This is a genomic window from Delftia sp. BGA-UO-ETr-SB1, from assembly GCF_059567865.1.
Genome location: NZ_JCAQOW010000004.1, coordinates 1,386,990 through 1,404,554, shown reverse-complemented (window position 1 = coordinate 1,404,554; position 17,565 = coordinate 1,386,990). Strand labels below are relative to the sequence as shown.

Here is a 17,565-nt window from a genome sequence, read left to right as displayed (position 1 = left end):
GCTCATTCGAAAAGATGGTTCACGGTCACCGACTCGCCCTTGGTGACCGTGATGGTCTTGGTCACCGTGGAGGCCGCACCCGGGTTGCTGATGTCGATGCGGTACTCGCCCTCTGGAAGCTCCATCTGGGTCAGCGGCGGGCTGGTCCGTGCCGGGGCGCGGTTCACGGAGACATAGCCCCAGGGCACGACCCGGAACACCACCTTGCCCGTGGCCGCTGCGGGCTTGACGGGGCGGGCTTCGGTCTTGGGCGGCTCGGTGGGCAACGGCTCGGACCCGGTGGCCACCGTGACGGGGACGACGGGCGGGCTTTGCTCGGGCTGCGAGGGGGCAATCTCGGGCAACGCGGCCTGCTGCTCGGGCGCGGTCATCGGCTGCACCTGCTCCGTGGAGGCCAGCGAGGCCTCGTTGAGCAATTGCTTGAGCAGCGCCTGGGCCTCGGTGCGGTGCTGTCCTTCGGGGAAGCTGTCCAGGTAGTCCTGCAGGCGGGCCAGGCTGGACTGGCTTTGCGCCTGCTGCCAGGCCAGGCTGTCGCGTGCTGCCAGGGTCTTGGCGCGTGCCTGGTCCTGGGAATGGTCGTACCACAGCACGCCGCCGCCCGCGATGGCAGCCAGCACCAGGGCGCCGATGGCCAACGGTACGGCCATGCTGCTGCGCCTGGCCTTGGGCGCAGCCTGGGCCCCCGCAGCTGGAGGCCGGGCAGCCGCAGGCTTGGCCTGGACGGCCGGCGCTGCGGCGGGCTGCTCGGGAACGGGTGCCGGTGCTGAAGCCGGAGCCTGAACCGTAGCCTGAGGCGCCGGCATGCCTGGCAGTGCCTGGTCGATGTCGATGAACGGCCCGTTGCCCAGGCCCATCGGGTCGGCTGCAGAGGCCTGGGGCGCAGATGGGGATGCCATCTGAGGCGTGGCCATGGCGGCAGGTGTGCTGGGGGCCGGCGATGCCGGGGCCACGGGTGGAACCGTTGCAACAGGCGGCACGGGCAGCACAGGTGCCACAGGTGCCACCGGCATGACCGTCGCCACGGGCGCAACCTGCGGGGTGGGTGCGGGAACGTAGGTTTCCGTGATCGGCAGGAACCGGGGTGCCTGCGCGGATGCCGACTCACTGGCCATGGCGGCCTGAACGGCCGCAGGCGTCGTGATCGGGATGTAGATGGGGCTGGGGCTGGGCTCCACAGGCGCAGGCGCCGCCCGGTTTTCGGCAGACAGGCCCAGCAGGCTGCGCAGTTCGGCAATCGACTGGGGCCGGTCCTGCGGGCGCACGGCCAGGGCTTTTTGCATGCCCTGCAGGAAGGCGTCGGAGTAGCCGGGAACCTGCTCGGAAGTCAGCGGCTGCATGGGGTCCGTGACCATGCGCGCCACCGAGGTGGCAGGAGTGCGGCCGGTGGCGGCCTGGTGAATGAGGGCGCCGACCTGGTAGATGTCCGTCCACGCGCCCTGGGGCATGGCGCCGTCGTCCACGTACTGCTCGATGGGCGCAAAACCGGGCTTGAGCACCATGGTCAGCGCCTGGGTCATGTCGCCGATGATGCGGCGCGCGGCGCCGAAATCCAGCAGCACGGGGCTGCCATCGCGCTGCACGAAGATGTTGTCCGGCGCGATATCGCGGTGGAAGCAGTCCTGTGCATGCAGGACCTCGAGCACATCGAGCAACGGAGCCAGCAGGGTGCTGAGCTGGGCCTGGTCGATGCGGCCCGACGATGCCTGCAGCACGCGGCCCAGCGTCTGGCCCTCGTAGTGGCGCATCACCATGTAGGCCGTGCCGCCGGCTTCGAAGAATCGGTAGACATGCACCAGGGTGGGGTGCGAGAAGCGCGCCAGCAGGCGGGCCTCGTTGATGAAGCTGCGCAGCCCGGCGTCAAACGCGCCACGGTGCTGCGAGCGCACATGCACCTGATGGGAGCTTTGCCGCCCGGCCAGGGCCGAAGGCATGTACTCCTTGATCGCGACCTCGCGGTCCAGCGAGAGGTCACGGGCCTTGTAGACGATGCCGAAACCGCCTTCGCCGATGACATCGAGCACGCGGTATTCGCCAATCTGGACACCTGCCGGAAGGCAGTTGGTCGAACATGCTGCTTCGCTATCCATGCAATCCCACCCAAGATGTTGTTTCACACCCTGGCGGGCGATGTCTGTCGCGCAGCCAGGGTGCCGAACCTGTTCGAGGCCATTGGACAAGGAGAAAGCCGGCATCACACCGGCAATCTGTCTCTGTAAACCGTTGGTTTTCCTCAATCAGCCTATTGTCTGAAGCCAGGGGCCAAAGACGAGCGTCATGGATTCGTCATGAATACAAGATCGTATTTCAATCGGACTCCGAATGCGGCGTGAGTGTAGCTTGAGTTCCGCAAAAAGCCATGACACGAATCGAATGGATATGAGGTGGATACATTTTTTTTCAGATGTATCCGCCGTAACAATTCAGTCTGCTCAATTGTTTGTATTTTGCCGGCCTTATCCACTATCATCGCGGCTCCAACAAAGGAGGGCGGTTCACGACAGTGAGGATTGCAGGCGATTGTCAATACATTCCTTGACCATCCAGGGTATGCGCCGCACTGATCTGAATCACGTGTTAAGTGAATCGGTTTCGTGCGCTCTACCCGAGAGTGGTTTCCCCTTTGTTCGCGTGTGAACTATCCGATGCAATCAGGCTATTGGGTTGCATGCGAACGTTTAATCCATTAGTTCGAGAGGTGTGCAATGTCCGTTGATATGTTCATGAAGGTCGAGGGCGCCAGTGGCGAGTCCCAGGATTCCAACCACAAGGGCTGGACCGACATCGACTCCTTCACCTGGGGTGCTACCCAGCCCAACACCATGTCCAGCGGCGGCGGCGCCGGCGCCGGCAAGGTGAGCTTCCATGACCTGAACGTCATCGCCAAGGTGGACAAGTGCTACCCCGCCGTGCTCAAGCACTGCGCCACGGGCAAGCACCTGGGCCAGGTCGACATCTCGCTGTGCAAGGCCGGCGGCTCGCAGATCGAGTTCACCAAGATCACCCTGACCGACGTCATGGTGACGAACGTGACCGTCAGCGGCGCCAACTCCTCTGACACCGTGACCGTGAACTACTCGTTCCAGGCTGCCAAGGTCAAGACCCAGTACTGGGAACAGACCAACCAGGGCGGCAAGGGCGCCGAGAGCCAGATGGGCTTCAACATCAAGGAAAACCGCGAAGCCTGAGCTTCCTCCCGCAGCTGTGCTGCTGCGGCAACCCGCGTCGGACGCGTCTGGCGCGGGTGTTGCCGTGGACGTGCGGGAATATGGCCTCCATCTATCGATGGAGGCTTTTCAGTATGGAAAGCCGAAATCAGGCTGTTGGGGGAATATCGGAGAGACGTGCCTTGAGGTCGCGTGGGTAACCGCGTGCCTGGCTGGTTTTTGTGTCATTTTTTTGACCTGGGCCAGCTTTCCATTCCTGTCAAAAGCTGAATGTCGTTAGGCTTGTCAATCTTTGACAAACACAAAAACCCATGGCCACGGGCATGGAGAATCGACTTGCTCGCTGCACTATCAATGTGCAGAAAATTTCTGATAAAAATGGATTGCCGTGGATATGCGCAGGATTACCGCGCGTGGGTTCCTGTGTCTATTGCTCAGGCACATTGAATGCCTGGTGCCGGGGCCTGCGAACCGTTGTGGTGCGTTTGGCCCGTACTACGGCGAGTGGCGGAGCATACACGAACATCGGACGTTGTCGAGAATATTTTTGCCGGTCCAATTATTAAAACGCAATTCGTTTCTTTAATAAATTCCACTGCCAACTTGTGTACAAGAAAGAGTACTAAATGCGTGAATGGACCATTGCCCATTGCCGGCGTGCAAATCCGTCAGAGAGATTGCAGCAGCAATCGGCGTATACCCTGTCACCGGCCGCAAATCTGCACGGTGCCGAAGGCATGGCTTCGCACTTTTCCACCGCCTTGAGCCGGGTCCTGGCTGGCCTTGGCTGTCGCCAACGGCAGGGGCGGTGTTCTCCAACCGGCATGGCAGTCGCATGAGCATCGCGGTTGCCTCCCCGCCCGTGTGCGAGACGCGCCAGGGGCCTGCAAGCAGCGCGCACTCGCTGGCCGCGCAGATCTATGCTTGCCTGAAGAACGACATCTTCGACTTCCGCCTGCTGCCCGGCGACCGCTTCAGCGAGGGCGAAATCGCCACGCGCATGCAGGTCAGCCGCACGCCCGTGCGCCAGGCGCTGTTCTGGTTGCAGCGCGATGGCTATGTCGATGTGCATTTCAAGAGCGGGTGGCAGATCAAGGCCTTCGACTTCAAGTACTTCGAGGATCTCTATGAGGTGCGAACCCTGATGGAGACCAGCGCCGTGGCCAGCCTGGTGGGCGAATCGCTGAAGTCATTGCAGCCGTTGCGCGAAGTCTGGTGCGTGCCCGAGGAGCAGCGCGAGACCGACCCCGCCGTGGTGGCCTCGCTGGACGAGGCCTTCCATACCGGCCTGGTGGCCGCGACCGGCAACCAGGAGATGGCGCGCATCCACCTGGACATCACCGAGCGCATCCGCATCATCCGGCGCCTGGATGTCATCAAACTGCCGCGGGTCTCGGCTACCTATGACGACCATGCCGCCATCCTCGCGGCCATCGAGGCTGGCGATGCGGCGCGGGCCCAGTCCTGCCTGAGGGAGCACATCGCCGACAGCCGGGCCGAGGTCAAGCGCATCACGTTCTACATGCTGCAAACGGCGCGCGAGCGCTATGGCGCCCTGACGCAGATGGCCTGAGGGCCGCAATGTGTTGCTGGAGGGCCTCTTCGGAGGCCCTTTTTCATGGTCGGGCCGCTGCGGGAAGGCGGCGGACATCCGTTCCGGCGCAGCAAAGCCTGCAAGTCGTGGGCAAGGGGCCTGCTTTTCCCCGCATCGCTGCGGCGGCGTCCCGGTAGTCTTCCTGCCAAACCGTGGACGGGCCTCGCGCCCGCGCCATCTGCCAACTCACAGGGAAGAGAACATGAGCATCAGAACCGACAACCTGAACGTGCAAAGCCTGCTGGCCCGCGCCCAATCCAAGCTCAACAGCAGCACGACGCAGGCGGCTTCGGATTCGGCCGGCAAGAAGAGCGCTGAGGAGACCAGCGCCACCAAGACGGACAGCACCAAGACGGAGACCACCGAAGCGGAGAAGGTCCGCAAGCTGGCACCGTCGCTGACCAAGGCGCACGAGCGCATTGCGGCCCAGGCCCAGGCGGGATCGACCTCGCTGTCGGCGTTGGGGCAGTTCAAATCATCCCTGGTGGACCTGGCCTCGGCGGGCAAGGATGTGGCCGCGCTCTCGGCCACCAGCACCACCCAGTCGGTGCAAGGCGCGCTGGAAAAGCTGGTGGCGCGCTACAACTCCAGCGTCGCCAAGGGCAGCGTGAGCGCGGCGGCCGGTTCTTCCACCGATGTGGGTGCCACCCGTGCCCTGCGCGAGCTGCGCTCGGCCATCATGAGTGTCACGGGCAGCGCGACCGCGCCCAGCCTGGGCAAGCTCGGCATCGTCCAGCGCCAGGACGGCACGCTGGCGGTGGATGCCAAGGCCCTGGAAAAGTCCATGGCCGCCGATGCCGCCGGCGTGACCTCGGCCCTGGCCGGCATTGGCAAGGCGGTGGAGAGCAGCGCCAACTCTGCGCTGTCCACGGGCAGCCGCCTCAGCTCGTCCATGGCCAGTCTGGGTGACCGGGTCAAGACACTGCAGCAGCAGCAAAGTGCGGTGGTTGCCACGGCCGAGAAGCTGGGCGATTCCCTGGTCGGTTCGGCCAACTGGAACCGCATGGTGCTGGACGCCTACCTCAAGAACTGATTTCAGCACCATCCCCGCCCTGCATCCTGCTCCCGGAAAACATGAAAAACCTACGCATCGGCCTCCGTCTCGGAGGCGGCTTCACCATTCTTTTGCTGATCATGCTGTTGATCAGTGTCACCAGCATCGTCAGCATGGGGCACATGGCCCGCTCGACCACGGAAATCACCGAGGTGGCCCTGGCCAAGGAGCGGATGATCAGCGACTGGTTCCGCAACATCCACTCGGGCTCGCGCCGGACCACGGCCATTGCCAAGAGCAGCGATCCTTCGCTGGCCACCTTCTTTGCGGAAGACGCGGCCGAGTCCTCGCGCCAGTCGGGCAAGCTGCAGGACCGCATCGAGCCGCTGCTGCAGACGCAGGAAGAAAAGGACATCTGGGTCGAGATCAAGAAGGCGCGCGCCGGCTACCTGGCGGGTCGCGACGTGGTGACCAAGGCCAAGGCCGAAGGCCGTGCAGAAGATGCCGAGCGCCTGTTCACCCAGGAGTACCAGCCCGCCACGCAGCGCTATATAGAGATCGTGCAGCGCCTGCTGGACATGCAGCGCGCCGCCATAGACAGCTCCGCCGGTGAAGTGCAGGTGCGCTTTTCTGCCAGCCGCGCCACCATCATCGCCGTGGTGTCCCTGGCGGTGGTGCTGGGCGCGCTGGCCGCATGGTGGATCACGCGCGGCATCACCGTGCCGCTGGCCGAAGCCCTGCGCGTGGCGCGCACCGTGGCCAACAACGACCTGACCAGCCGCATCACCGTTGATTCGCGCGACGAAACCGGCCAGTTGCTGCAGGCGCTGCGCCAGATGAACGACAACCTGGCCCAGGTCGTGGGGCAGGTGCGCTCGGGTGCCGACAGCATCGCCACGGCTTCGGGCGAGATCGATGCGGGCAACCAGGACCTGTCCTCGCGCACCGAGCAGCAGGCCAGCTCGCTGGAGCAGACGGCTGCCGCCATGGAGGAGCTGACCAGCACGGTCAAGCAGAACGCCGAGAACGCTCGCCAGGCCAATCAGCTGGCCGCTTCGGCATCGCAGACTGCGGTGCAGGGCGGCAAGGTGGTGGCGGGCGTGGTGGACACCATGGGCGGCATCAGCGAGTCCAGCCGCAAGATCGCCGACATCATCGGCGTCATCGACTCCATTGCCTTCCAGACCAACATCCTGGCGCTGAACGCTGCCGTGGAAGCGGCACGTGCCGGCGAGCAGGGCCGTGGCTTTGCCGTGGTGGCGGGCGAGGTGCGTGCGCTGGCCCAGCGCAGCGCCTCGGCAGCCAAGGACATCAAGGACCTGATTGCAGACTCCGTGTCCAAGGTGGACGCGGGCACGCGCCAGGTGGCAGAGGCCGGTCGCACCATGGACGGCATCGTGCAAAGCGTGCAGCAGGTCAGCGACCTGGTGGCCGAGATCACGGCCGCCAGCCAGGAGCAAAGCAGCGGCATCAACCAGGTGCACCAGGCGATTTCGCAAATGGACACGGTGACCCAGCAGAATGCCGCGCTGGTCGAGGAAGCAGCAGCTGCGACCGGCTCGCTCAAATCCCAGGTGAATCAGCTGGCGGCCGCTGTGAGTGTGTTCCGTATCGACGGCGTGGCGCCTGCCCGTGCAGGCACAGGAGCAGCTTCGTCTTCAGTACCTGCCGCGCGCGCGCCTTCTGCGGCAGCGCCCATGCGTCCTGCGGCCCGATCGCTGGCCGCGTTCGCCGCCGCTGCTGGCACAGCACCCGCTACTGCCCCACGCAGCGCATCTGCCGCCCCAGCGCCCGCCGCAAAGCTGCCTGCCGCCAGGCAGACCGTGGCGGCCAAGGGCAATGACGACGGGGACTGGACTTCGTTCTGAGTCCGTCCGGCTACGGTTGAGTTCTGCCGGGTTTGGCCGAGTTCAGCTACTTGGGGGCGCCCAGTTGGTACTTGGAGCCCTCGCCCTGGCCATCGGAGATGGCGGCGGCCTGGCCAGCGGCAGGGTTCACGCCGCCGGCATCTTCCTTGTTCGTGGCTCCTGCGCCGCTTGCGGGCTCCGATGCCTTGGCGGGCAGGGGCGCGGCTGGCGGCAAGGGCTCGTGCGGATCCCCCTTGGCATGGGGCATGACCTGCTCGGCCATGATCACGGGCTGGCCCAGCAGGGGCTTGTCCGGCGGGGGCTGGTTGAAGCGCGGCACTTCGGCCATGGGAAATCCCGCGCGCGTTGACGAGGCCTCGCCCGAGCAGGCGGCCAGCGTCAGCAAAGAGGTTGCGGCGACGCCCAGGGCCAGCCGTCTGGCGAGTGTCGTGGCCTGCACAAATTCATGGGGCATGGTTGTTCTCCGATGTCGATCTTCCGGCCGACATGCTCCCATGTGTCCAGGACTGGTGGCGTAGGTCCATGCCGGATTCCCGGTGACAGGCCACCGCAATCCTTGCTCAGGGCTGGCTGCCGCTGGCCTTCCACGATCCATCTGACTGCTTGCAGAACCAGAAACGCCAGTTTTCCGAGGTCTTTTTCAGGCGCACGTCGGCCGACAGCAGGCGGCAGCTTCCGGCCGAGCCGGTCTGCACGGTCTGCTGCGGCTGCAAGGCCATCGTCACGCGCTGGTTGGTACGGTTCGGGCGGCTGGTCCATTCGGTCACGGAGCCGTCGGCGGCCTCGTTGAGCACCTTGGCCACGGCGGCCTTTGCGTCGGGCAGGTCCCTGGCGGGAATGCGTGCGGCGATGGTGTCGTTGAGGAAGATCAACGCTGCGGCATTGGCGCTGGTGGACACCAGCGAGGCGGCGGCGGCCAGCGATGCGACGGTGAGGGCAAAGGTTTTCATGCAATGGTTCCTGGAGTGTGGGCCGACGACCGCAGCGGGATGTCGGAAGGAAGGTATCGGGCCATGTTAACGGCTGCCGTGGTGGCGCCGTGCGTCGCGCACTGCTGAAACCAGCGCGGACTGCGGCCGAGTGTGGTCGAGTGCTGCCGAGGGCCGCGCAAAACCGTTACAGTCCCTGGCGGATTCCTTCGTCCATTTCCGCCAGAAATTCCACTGCATGCCACGATCTTCCAGCCACCAGACCACCCAGCGCTTTGCCATTCCATGGACGCTTGTTGCAGGCTTTGGTGCAGCGGCCCTGGCCACCCTGGTCATCGCCTTCGTCAATTTCCGGGCGTCCGAGGCGCGGGGCCAGGCCGTGAATGCCATGGACCGCACGACGCTGGCCATGCGCCAGCTCAGCCAGCTCAATGCCTCGCTCAAGGATGCCGAAACCGGGCAGCGGGGCTTTCTGCTGACGGGTGACCAGGCCTATCTGCAGCCCTACCAGCAGGCGCGCGATGTGCTGCAAAAGCAGCTGGAAGCGCTCAAGGCGCGCACGTCCAGCGACTCCGTCCAGCACCGGCTGCTGGACCAGATCGAGGACATCTCGACCCAGAAGCTGCGCGAGCTGCAGGAAACCATAGACTTGCGCAAGGCCGGCGACCTGGACGCCGCCATGGCCCTGGTGCGCCTGGACGTGGGCAAGAACGCCATGGACCGGCTGCGCGAGCTGATCGATGATCTCTACACCCGCCAGACCCGTGAGCTGGAGCAGCGCCGCCAGCTGTGGGTGGAGGCCTCCACCACCTCGACGTACTACTCCTGGGGCGGCTCCCTCATCTTGCTGGGCCTGATCCTGGCATCGGCCGCGCTGACGGTGCGCGAGTACCGCGTCAAGGCGCGCCAGTCGTGGGTGACGTCCGGTCTGTCCGGCCTGGGCCAGCAGTTGCAGGGCGACCGCCGGCTGGAAGACCTGGGCCAGAAGGCACTGGAATACCTGGCCACCTACCTGCGCGCCGAGGTGGGCGCCGGCTATGTGGTGGACTGCGCCGACGGCGGTCTGCGCCTGTTCGGCGGCTATGCCTTGCCGCGCGAGCGCCTGCAGCACAAGCTGCTGCCCGGCGAGGGCCTGGCGGGCCAGGCGGTCGCCTCGCGCAAGCTGCTGCATGTCAGGGACGTGCCCGCGCAGCATCTGCCGATTTCCTCGGGCACCGGCCAGTCCAGCCCGTTGCAGCTGATGGTGGCGCCCGCCATGGAGAACGGCGAAGTGTTCGCCGTCATCGAACTGGGCTTTCTGCGCGGGGTGAGCGAGGCAGAGCGCAGCCTGCTGGAGCGGGCGTCCGAAATGCTGGCCGTGGCCATCCGCTCGGGCCTGGACCGTTCGCGCCTTGAGACCTTGCTGGAAGAAACGCGCCGCCAGTCGGAAGAGCTGCAGGCCCAGCAGGAAGAGCTGCGCGTGAGCAACGAGGAGCTGGAGCAGCAAAGCCGCATCCTGCAGGAGTCGCAGACGCAGATGGAGCACCAGCAAAGCGAGCTGGAGCAGACCAATGCCCATCTGGAGGAGCAGACCCAGCAGCTGGAGTACCAGCGCGAGCAACTGCTGCGCGCCCAGGGTGCGCTGACCGACAAGGCGCACGAGCTGGAGCTGGCCAGCCAGTACAAGAGCGAGTTCCTGGCCAATATGAGCCACGAGCTGCGCACGCCGCTGAACTCCACGCTGATCCTCGCCAAGCTGCTGGCCGACAACAAGCCCGGCAACCTGCAGGCCGATCAGGTCAAGTACGCACAGACCATTCATGCGGCGGGCAGCGACCTGCTGGCGCTGATCAACGACATTCTGGACCTGTCCAAGATCGAGGCCGGCCAGGTCAGCGTCCTGGTGGAGCCCATGACCATCGCCACCGCCTTGCAGGCGCTGATGGAGCCGCTGCGCCCCATCGCCCGCGAAAAAGGCCTGGAGCTGGCATGGACGGTGGACCCCGGCGTGCCGGCCTCCATGCAGACCGACCCCATGCGGCTGGCCCAGGTGCTCAAGAACCTGCTGTCCAACGCGCTCAAGTTCACGGCCAAGGGCTCGGTCGACCTGCAGGTGTCCCGCGTGCCCGGGGGCATGCTGGCGTTTGCCGTGCGCGATACCGGCATCGGCATTGCCGAGCAGCAGCAGCAATTCATCTTCGATGCCTTCCGCCAGGCGGACGGCAGCACGCATCGCAAGTTCGGCGGAACGGGCCTGGGCCTGTCGATCTCACGTGATCTTGCCGGGCTGCTGGGCGGCACGCTGACCGTCTCCAGCACGCCGGGGCAGGGCAGCGTGTTCACGCTGACCGTGCCTGTGATCCTGGAGCTGGTGGAGCCTGGCCAGGCCTTGGCTGCCGCGCCGCTGCCCCGCCCGGCGCGGGAATCGCTGGCGAATGCGCAGACACAGACGCAGGTGCCGGTGTCATCGCCCGCGTCCGTGCCCGCCGTCGCCTCGGCCCATGTCGCGCCGGCTGCGCCCGCGTTCGCGCCGGCCATGTCGCCAGCCATGTCTGCGCCGATGTTGCCTACTTCGTCCGCCGCGAATGCCCTGCGAAAGAGCGGGCAGAGCGGGCGCCGCATCCTCGTCATCGAGGACGATCTGCGCTTTGCCGACATTCTTTCCGAGCTCGCGCGCGAGATGGATTTCGAATGCGATGTGGCCAACACCGCGTCCGACGGCCTGGCCATGGCGGCAAGCAACCAGCCCAACGCCATCGTGCTGGACATCAACCTGCCCGATTTCTCGGGCCTGGGCGTGCTGGACCAGCTCAAACGCAACCCCGTCACGCGCCACATTCCCGTGCACGTGGTCTCGGTGGCCGACTATTCGCAGGAGGCCATGGGACGCGGCGCCGTGGGCTACGCGCTCAAGCCCGTCAAGCGCGAGGAACTGGTCCATGCCCTGAAGCGGCTGGAGGCCAAGTTCACCCAGGACCTGCGCCGCGTGCTGGTGGTGGAGGACGACGAGCGCCAGCGCGAGAGCGTGCGCCACCTGCTCAGCCGCAGCGACGTGGACATCGTCTGCGCGGGCACGGCGGCGGCGGCACTGGAGCATCTGCGCGGCGCCACCTTCGACTGCATGGTGATGGACCTGAACCTGCCCGACATCAGCGGCTACGAGCTGCTGCAGCGCATGACGGACCAGGACGATGTTTCCTTCCCGCCTGTCATCGTCTACACGGGCCGCGCGCTCTCGCGCGATGAAGAGCAGCAGCTGCGGCGCTTTTCCAAGTCCATCATCATCAAGGACGCGCGCTCGCCCGAGCGCCTGCTCGACGAGGTCACGCTGTTCCTGCACCAGGTGGAGTCCGAGCTGTCGGCCGAGCACCGCCAGATGTTGCAGGTGGCGCGCAGCCGCGAGTCGGCGCTGGAAGGGCGCACGGTGCTGGTGGTGGAGGACGATGTGCGCAATGTGTTCGCGCTGTCCAGCATCCTGGAGCCCACGGGCATCCGCGTGGAGATCGCGCGCAACGGGCGCGAGGCGCTGGAAACCCTGGAAGCGCGGGGCACGGCGCAGGCCGGCATCGACCTGGTCCTGATGGACATCATGATGCCCGAGATGGACGGCTACACCGCCATGCGCGAGATCCGCAACCGCCCGCAATGGCGCCGCCTGCCCATCATCGCCCTGACCGCCAAGGCCATGAAGGACGACCAGGAGAAATGCCTGGCCGCCGGTGCCAACGACTACATCGCCAAGCCGCTGGACGTGGAGAAGCTGCTGTCGCTGGTGCGGGTGTGGATGCCCAAGTAGCAAGGAGGACGCGATGCCGCAGCTGAATAGGAGGACGCGATGCCTCAGCTGAAAAAAGCCCGCACCGCCGACATCGAGCAGCGCCTGCTGATCGATGCCATCTACCACCGCTACCACTACGACTTCCGGGGCTACGCCCAGGCCTCGCTCAAGCGGCGCCTGCAGTCGGCCCTGGTGCAGTTCGACTGCAAGACGCTGTCGCAGCTGCAGGACCGTGTGCTGCACGATACAAGCGTGTTCCCGGCCCTGCTCGAGTACCTCACGGTCCAGGTCAGCGACATGTTCCGCGACCCGACCTACTTCCGCTCGCTGCGCACCGAGGTCGTGCCGCTGCTGCGCACCTATCCCTCGCTCAAGGTCTGGGTGGCCGGCTGCAGCGCGGGCGAAGAGGTGTATTCGCTGGCCATCCTGCTGCATGAAGAGGGCCTGCTGGACCGCACCCTGATCTACGCCACCGACATCAATCCCCATGCGCTGAAGGCGGCAGAGCAGGGCGTGTTCGACATGGCGCGCGTGGCGGCCTTCACCGACAACCATGCGCGCTCGGGCGGGCACAGCTCGCTGTCGCACTACTACACGGCGCGCTATGGCCGTGTGGTCTTCGACAAGGGGCTGCGCGAGCACATGGTGTTCTCCGACCACAGCCTGGCCACCGACAGCGTGTTCGCCGAGATGCACCTGGTGTCCTGCCGCAACGTGCTGATCTATTTCGAGCGCGAGCTGCAGGACCGGGCGCTGGGCCTGTTCCGCGATGCGCTGTGCCATCGCGGGTTCCTGGGCCTGGGCTCCAAGGAGTCGCTGCGGTTTTCAGGGCATTCGGAGGCCTTCGAGGACTTCGTGCTCGAAGACCGCATCTACCGCAAGAGGGCCGGGCTGTGATGCCCGCGACCACGAACACACCCGCCTCGGACGCCGCCACAGCCTACGAGGCCATCGTGATCGGCGGCTCGGCCGGCGCGCTTGATGCGCTGTCCGTGGTGCTGCCCACGCTGCCCGCCAGCCTGCGCGCTTCGGTGCTGGTGGTACTGCACCTGCCGCGCGACCGGCGCAGCCTGCTGGGCCAGCTTTTCGGGCCGCGCTGCGCCCTGCCGGTGCGCGAGGTGCAGGACCAGCAGTGGCTGGAGCCGGGCTGCCTGTACTTTGCGCCGGCCGACTACCACCTGCTGGTGGACAGCGGGCCCAGGCTGGCGCTGTCGCTGGATGCGCCCTGGCATTTTTCGCGGCCCTCGATCGATGTGCTGTTCGAGTCGGCTGCCGACTGCTATGGCGAGCGCCTGCTGGCCGTGCTGCTGTCCGGCGCCAACGAGGATGGCGCCCAGGGCATGGCCAGCGTGCACGCGGCCGGCGGCCTGGCGGTGGTGCAGTCGCCAGACAGTGCCGCAATGCAGACCATGCCGCGGGCGGCCCTGGCCCGCGTGCCACAGGCCCAGGTGCTGGCGCCGCAGGGCATTGCCGCGCTCATCGCATCGCTGCACGGCCAGGGGAGGCTTTGAATGTCCATTCAGCGCGCTCCCACCAGACAAAATACCGAGAGAGAATCCATGTCCCAAACAGATCGCGTCAAATGCCTGATCGTCGATGACATTGCCGAGAATCTGATCGCCATCGAAGCGCTGCTGCAGCGCGACGGCATCGAGTTCCTCAAGGCGCATTCCGGCCCCGAGGCGCTGGAGCTTTTGCTCGACCATGGCGATGTGGCGCTGGCCCTGCTGGACGTGCAGATGCCCGAGATGAACGGCTTCGAGCTGGCCGAACTGATACGCGGCAGCGAGCGCACGCGCCACATCCCGCTCATCTTCATGACGGCCGGCTCGCGCGAGCACAACTGGCAATTCCGCGGCTATGAAAGCGGCGCCGTGGACTTTCTGTACAAGCCCATCGACCCGCACATGCTGACCACCAAGGCCAACGTGTTCTTCGAGCTGCACCAGCGCAAGCAGGCGCTGGCCCAGCAGCTGCAGGAGCGCACCGAGGCGCTGCGCATTAACGAGATGTTCATGGCCGTGCTCAGCCACGACCTGCGCACGCCGCTGCAGTCCATCAAGGCGGCGGCCACCGTGCTCACGCGCCAGCCCGATCCCGGCAAGGTGGCCAACATGGCCGAGCGCATGCTCAGCAGCAGCCAGCGCATGTCGCGCATGATCGAGGATCTGCTGGACGTGACCCGCATCCGCCAGGCAGAAGGCCTGCCGCTGTCGCCTCAGCCGGCCAGCCTGCAGACGTTGCTGCAGCGCACGCTGCAGGAGGTGGAGACGGGCTTCCCGGAGCGGCGCCTGGAAAGCGAGATGCTGGGCAATCTGGAAGGCATCTGGGATGGCGAACGCCTGTGCCAGGTGCTGACCAACCTGCTGGGCAATGCCATGCACCACGGAGATCCCGCGCAGCCGGTGCAGGTGACGGCCGATGGCCGCCAGGACGATCGCGTGTCCATCACGGTGCGCAACGGCGGCACCATTCCCGCGGAACTGCTGCCCACGCTGTTCAACCCGTTTCGCGGTGGTGAACGCCGGCCCGGCCAGCACCAGGGACTGGGCCTGGGGCTGTTCATTGCGCACCAGATCGTGCGTTCGCATGGCGGGCGCATCGATGTGCGCTCCGCCGACGGAGTGACCAGCTTCAGGGTGGAATTGCCGCGCGAGGCGGTGGCGGGAGGCTCCAAGGCCGCGCTGTGACGGCGGGAGCCGGGGGGCGCGAAAGCGCGAACGCTTCAGTGGGCAGGGTTGCCGAGCGCTTCCTGGATGGAGTCCAGCAGCGTCTCCAGGTCCTCGATTTCGAAGGGCTTGAGCAGGGTCCGCACATGGGGGCCCCAGGCCGTGGGGTAGGGGCCCAGGTCGTAGCCGGAGCACAGGATGATCCAGCGCTGCGCATCGGCCTCCAGCAGCTGCCGCGCCAGGTCGGTGCCTGACAGGCCAGGCAGGCTGACATCGGAAACCACCACGTCGAAAGGCTGGGCCGCATCCAGTTCCAAGGCCTGCTCGGCGGTGGCGCAACTGGTCACGAAGCGTGATTCGCTCTCCATCAGCAGGCCAATGGTTTCGCGCAGGTCGGCATTGTCTTCAACGTACAGGATTCGCATATCTCTTTGTTGCAGTGCATCATGCTGCTATCAAAAAAGCAGCATTGACGAGGGCTGATCATCCACACCCTCGGGCGGCCATCGCGTAGGACAGCATGCAAACTTTTCTGCCGCCGCCTGCGTGGAGCCGAGGTTGTGGATTGTGCAATACAACGAAGAACGCCAGAGCAAGGCTTGCGCGCGTTCAGCGGGTGGAGGCCTGCGGCGGGTCCAGAACATGCTTTTGAACGGGCAGGAATTCATCCGCCTGCCGTGAATAGTCCCAGCGCGTGAGCTCGCGGCGCCAGGCCGGGCCCTGTCCAGCCGAGTCCTCCTGCTGCTCCAGCGTGAACAGGCTGTTGGGAGCATGCGCGCGCAGCCGCAGCGATACCGCAGTGCCCGCCTGCGCCGCCCACAGCCCCGGCAGCGGCTGGACCAGGCCGGGGTCATGTCCATGGCCTGACAGCACCAACTGCGCTCCGGCGTCGCGCCAGGCCGCCAGGGCCGTTGCCGCGCGGTGCGGGCGGTGGCTGCGGTCCTGGGCATGGGCGGCTGCCAGCGGGTGGTGGCTGACCACAATGCGCCAGTCGCCGGGGCTGGCCTGCGCCAGCCTTTGGGCCACCTGCCGGATCTGGCTGGCCGACAGGCTGCCGCGCTGGTGGCGCCACCAGCGCGTGGTGTCCACGCCAATCACGCAAAAGCCCTGCTCTGCGCACCAGGGCTGCAGGTCGGCACTGATCCAGCGGGCGTAGCGATCATGGGCATGGCCGCCCAGCCGCTCCCACCAGGCAAGCAACGGCAGATCGTGGTTGCCCGGCACGACCAGGCGGCGCGGTACGGGAAGGGCATCGAGAAACTCGCGCGCCTGGGCAAACTGTGCGGCCGTGGCACGCTGGGTCAGGTCGCCGGAGACCACCAGCAGCGCCACGGGCAGACGTGCGGCCAGTCTTGCCGCGGCGGCGCACACGGCCGGATCGTGGGCGCCGAAATGCAGGTCCGACATATGCATGAGCAAAGCCATGGGCGTTCCTTGTCCCTTGAGATCAGGAGGAGGGCCCGGCCTCGCCCGGCACGACCAGCCACAGCGGCTTCTCGCCCAGGCGAAAACGAATGGGCGGCGCCATCCATTCGCGCTCGCCATCAAAGGCCACCTTCAGGCGCCGCGGGCGCCGGCCTGCGGGCTCCGCCACCAGCTCGGTGCAGGCCAGGCTGGCCACCGCATCGTCCTGCGCCAGCCGTCCCAACACGGCATTCCAGACCACGCGCGCCGGGGCCTCGCTGGCCTGCGGCAGCAGCAGCACGGCGGCCAGGTGCTGGCCGTCGGCCACGGCGCGGGCTTCGGCAATGCCCACGCGCTCCAGCTGCATCGGGTTGTTGCCCACGAACAGTGTGCTGGCCAGGTGCTCCTGCTGCTGCAGCGGCGCCTGGCGGTCGGAGCGCAGGGCGATGCGCCAGCGGCGTGCGCTGCCACCGCGAAGAATGCTCCAGATGGAGGCCGCAATGGCCACCAGCCGCGTGCGGCCAAAGCGTGTGGACGCGCGCTCGCGTTCGTCCAGCAGGCGCGGGTACAGGCCCAGGCTGGCGTTCACCAGGAACAGCCGTTCGTTGACCAGGCCCACGTTCACGGGCCGCATCTGGCCGGCCTGCAATGCCTGAAGAATGTCCTGCACGGCCTGGGCGGGGTCCAGCGACAGCGCCTGCTCGCGGGCGAAGTAGTTGAAGGTGCCCAGCGGAACCACGCCCATGGGCACGCCCTGCGCCCAGGCTGCGGCGGCCACCGCATTGATGGTGCCGTCACCGCCGGCGGCCACGACCAGGCCGCCATCCTGGCTGGCCCTGTCCACGGCGCGGGCGGCCAGGTGCACGATGTCGGCGCGTGCGCCAGGCACATGCCACTGCACGCTGCGCTGCTGCAGCGCGGGCACGCTGGTGAGGCGGGCGCGCAGCTGTTCCAGGTCGGCGCCTGGGCGCAGGGGCACGATCAGGTGGATGGGGCCGGCGGGGTCCAGACGGGGCGGGGGCGGCTGGCTCTCGGAATAGGTGGGCGTCATGGAAGGCGGGAGGCTGGAACAGGCGCCGATTGTTTCGTGGATTGCAGCTGCATGTGCACCGGATCATGCAAGCGGCACACGTCAGCCAAAGCCGACAGGCAGGGCACCACAAGGCAGCAGCGGCTCACCAGCGGA

The 17,565-nt window shown here is 66.3% G+C and carries 14 protein-coding genes; 8 read left to right on the top strand and 6 right to left on the bottom strand.

From position 1 onward, the window contains the following. Positions 1-2: 2 nt before the first annotated feature. Positions 3-2,087: a serine/threonine protein kinase gene (locus tag AC57B5_RS06920; protein ID WP_496399104.1), complete on the bottom strand. Its 2,085-nt coding sequence runs from the start codon at positions 2,085-2,087 to the stop codon at positions 3-5. A 615-nt stretch (positions 2,088-2,702) separates the two neighbouring features. Here AC57B5_RS06920 and AC57B5_RS06915 point away from each other — a divergent pair. From AC57B5_RS06915 to AC57B5_RS06900, 4 genes are all read left to right on the top strand, one after another. Further along, positions 2,703-3,185 (top strand): Hcp family type VI secretion system effector, encoded by a 483-nt coding sequence (locus tag AC57B5_RS06915; RefSeq protein WP_013802370.1) that lies wholly within the window; start codon positions 2,703-2,705, stop codon positions 3,183-3,185. Between the two features lie 814 nt (positions 3,186-3,999). Beyond that, positions 4,000-4,737: a GntR family transcriptional regulator gene (locus tag AC57B5_RS06910; protein WP_013802371.1), complete on the top strand. Its 738-nt coding sequence runs from the start codon at positions 4,000-4,002 to the stop codon at positions 4,735-4,737. A 223-nt stretch (positions 4,738-4,960) separates the two neighbouring features. Then, the gene (gene fliD / locus AC57B5_RS06905; protein WP_496399103.1) at positions 4,961-5,791 is read left to right on the top strand and encodes a flagellar filament capping protein FliD; all 831 of its coding nucleotides are present in this window, start codon (positions 4,961-4,963) and stop codon (positions 5,789-5,791) included. A 41-nt stretch (positions 5,792-5,832) separates the two neighbouring features. Beyond that, positions 5,833-7,620 (top strand): methyl-accepting chemotaxis protein, encoded by a 1,788-nt coding sequence (locus AC57B5_RS06900; protein ID WP_496399102.1) that lies wholly within the window; start codon positions 5,833-5,835, stop codon positions 7,618-7,620. A 46-nt stretch (positions 7,621-7,666) separates the two neighbouring features. On the opposite strand, the gene AC57B5_RS06895 is transcribed toward AC57B5_RS06900, so the two are convergent. Further along, complete coding sequence (locus AC57B5_RS06895) at positions 7,667-8,074, bottom strand: hypothetical protein (RefSeq protein WP_496399101.1); 408 nt, start codon at positions 8,072-8,074, stop codon at positions 7,667-7,669. Positions 8,075-8,180: 106 nt separating this feature from the next. Continuing rightward, the gene (locus AC57B5_RS06890; protein ID WP_013802375.1) at positions 8,181-8,570 is read right to left on the bottom strand and encodes a hypothetical protein; all 390 of its coding nucleotides are present in this window, start codon (positions 8,568-8,570) and stop codon (positions 8,181-8,183) included. Between the two features lie 217 nt (positions 8,571-8,787). Between AC57B5_RS06890 and AC57B5_RS06885 the strand changes: the two genes are divergently transcribed. The 4 genes from AC57B5_RS06885 to AC57B5_RS06870 are packed head-to-tail and all read left to right on the top strand — an operon-like array spanning position 8,788 to position 14,996. Beyond that, the gene (locus AC57B5_RS06885) at positions 8,788-12,324 is read left to right on the top strand and encodes a response regulator (protein ID WP_496399100.1); all 3,537 of its coding nucleotides are present in this window, start codon (positions 8,788-8,790) and stop codon (positions 12,322-12,324) included. A gap of 39 nt (positions 12,325-12,363) precedes the next feature. Then, a complete protein-coding gene (locus tag AC57B5_RS06880; RefSeq protein WP_012205655.1) occupies positions 12,364-13,203 on the top strand; it encodes a CheR family methyltransferase in 840 nt (279 codons plus the stop codon). Then, positions 13,203-13,817, top strand: coding sequence for a chemotaxis protein CheB (locus tag AC57B5_RS06875; RefSeq protein WP_034393833.1), 615 nt, complete (start codon positions 13,203-13,205; stop codon positions 13,815-13,817). The genes AC57B5_RS06880 and AC57B5_RS06875 overlap by 1 nt, the downstream gene beginning before the upstream one ends. Positions 13,818-13,865: 48 nt before the next feature. Then, a complete protein-coding gene (locus AC57B5_RS06870; RefSeq protein WP_175403284.1) occupies positions 13,866-14,996 on the top strand; it encodes a hybrid sensor histidine kinase/response regulator in 1,131 nt (376 codons plus the stop codon). Positions 14,997-15,031: 35 nt separating this feature from the next. On the opposite strand, the gene AC57B5_RS06865 is transcribed toward AC57B5_RS06870, so the two are convergent. From AC57B5_RS06865 to AC57B5_RS06855, 3 genes are all read right to left on the bottom strand, one after another. Continuing rightward, the gene (locus tag AC57B5_RS06865; protein WP_012205652.1) at positions 15,032-15,400 is read right to left on the bottom strand and encodes a response regulator; all 369 of its coding nucleotides are present in this window, start codon (positions 15,398-15,400) and stop codon (positions 15,032-15,034) included. A 184-nt stretch (positions 15,401-15,584) separates the two neighbouring features. After that, positions 15,585-16,400 carry a metallophosphoesterase family protein gene (locus AC57B5_RS06860; protein WP_065346981.1) on the bottom strand — a complete coding sequence of 272 codons (816 nt, stop codon included), beginning with the start codon at positions 16,398-16,400 and terminating at the stop codon, positions 15,585-15,587. 22 nt (positions 16,401-16,422) lie between these two features. Further along, complete coding sequence (locus tag AC57B5_RS06855) at positions 16,423-17,430, bottom strand: diacylglycerol/lipid kinase family protein (RefSeq protein WP_065346982.1); 1,008 nt, start codon at positions 17,428-17,430, stop codon at positions 16,423-16,425. Positions 17,431-17,565: the final 135 nt, after the last annotated feature.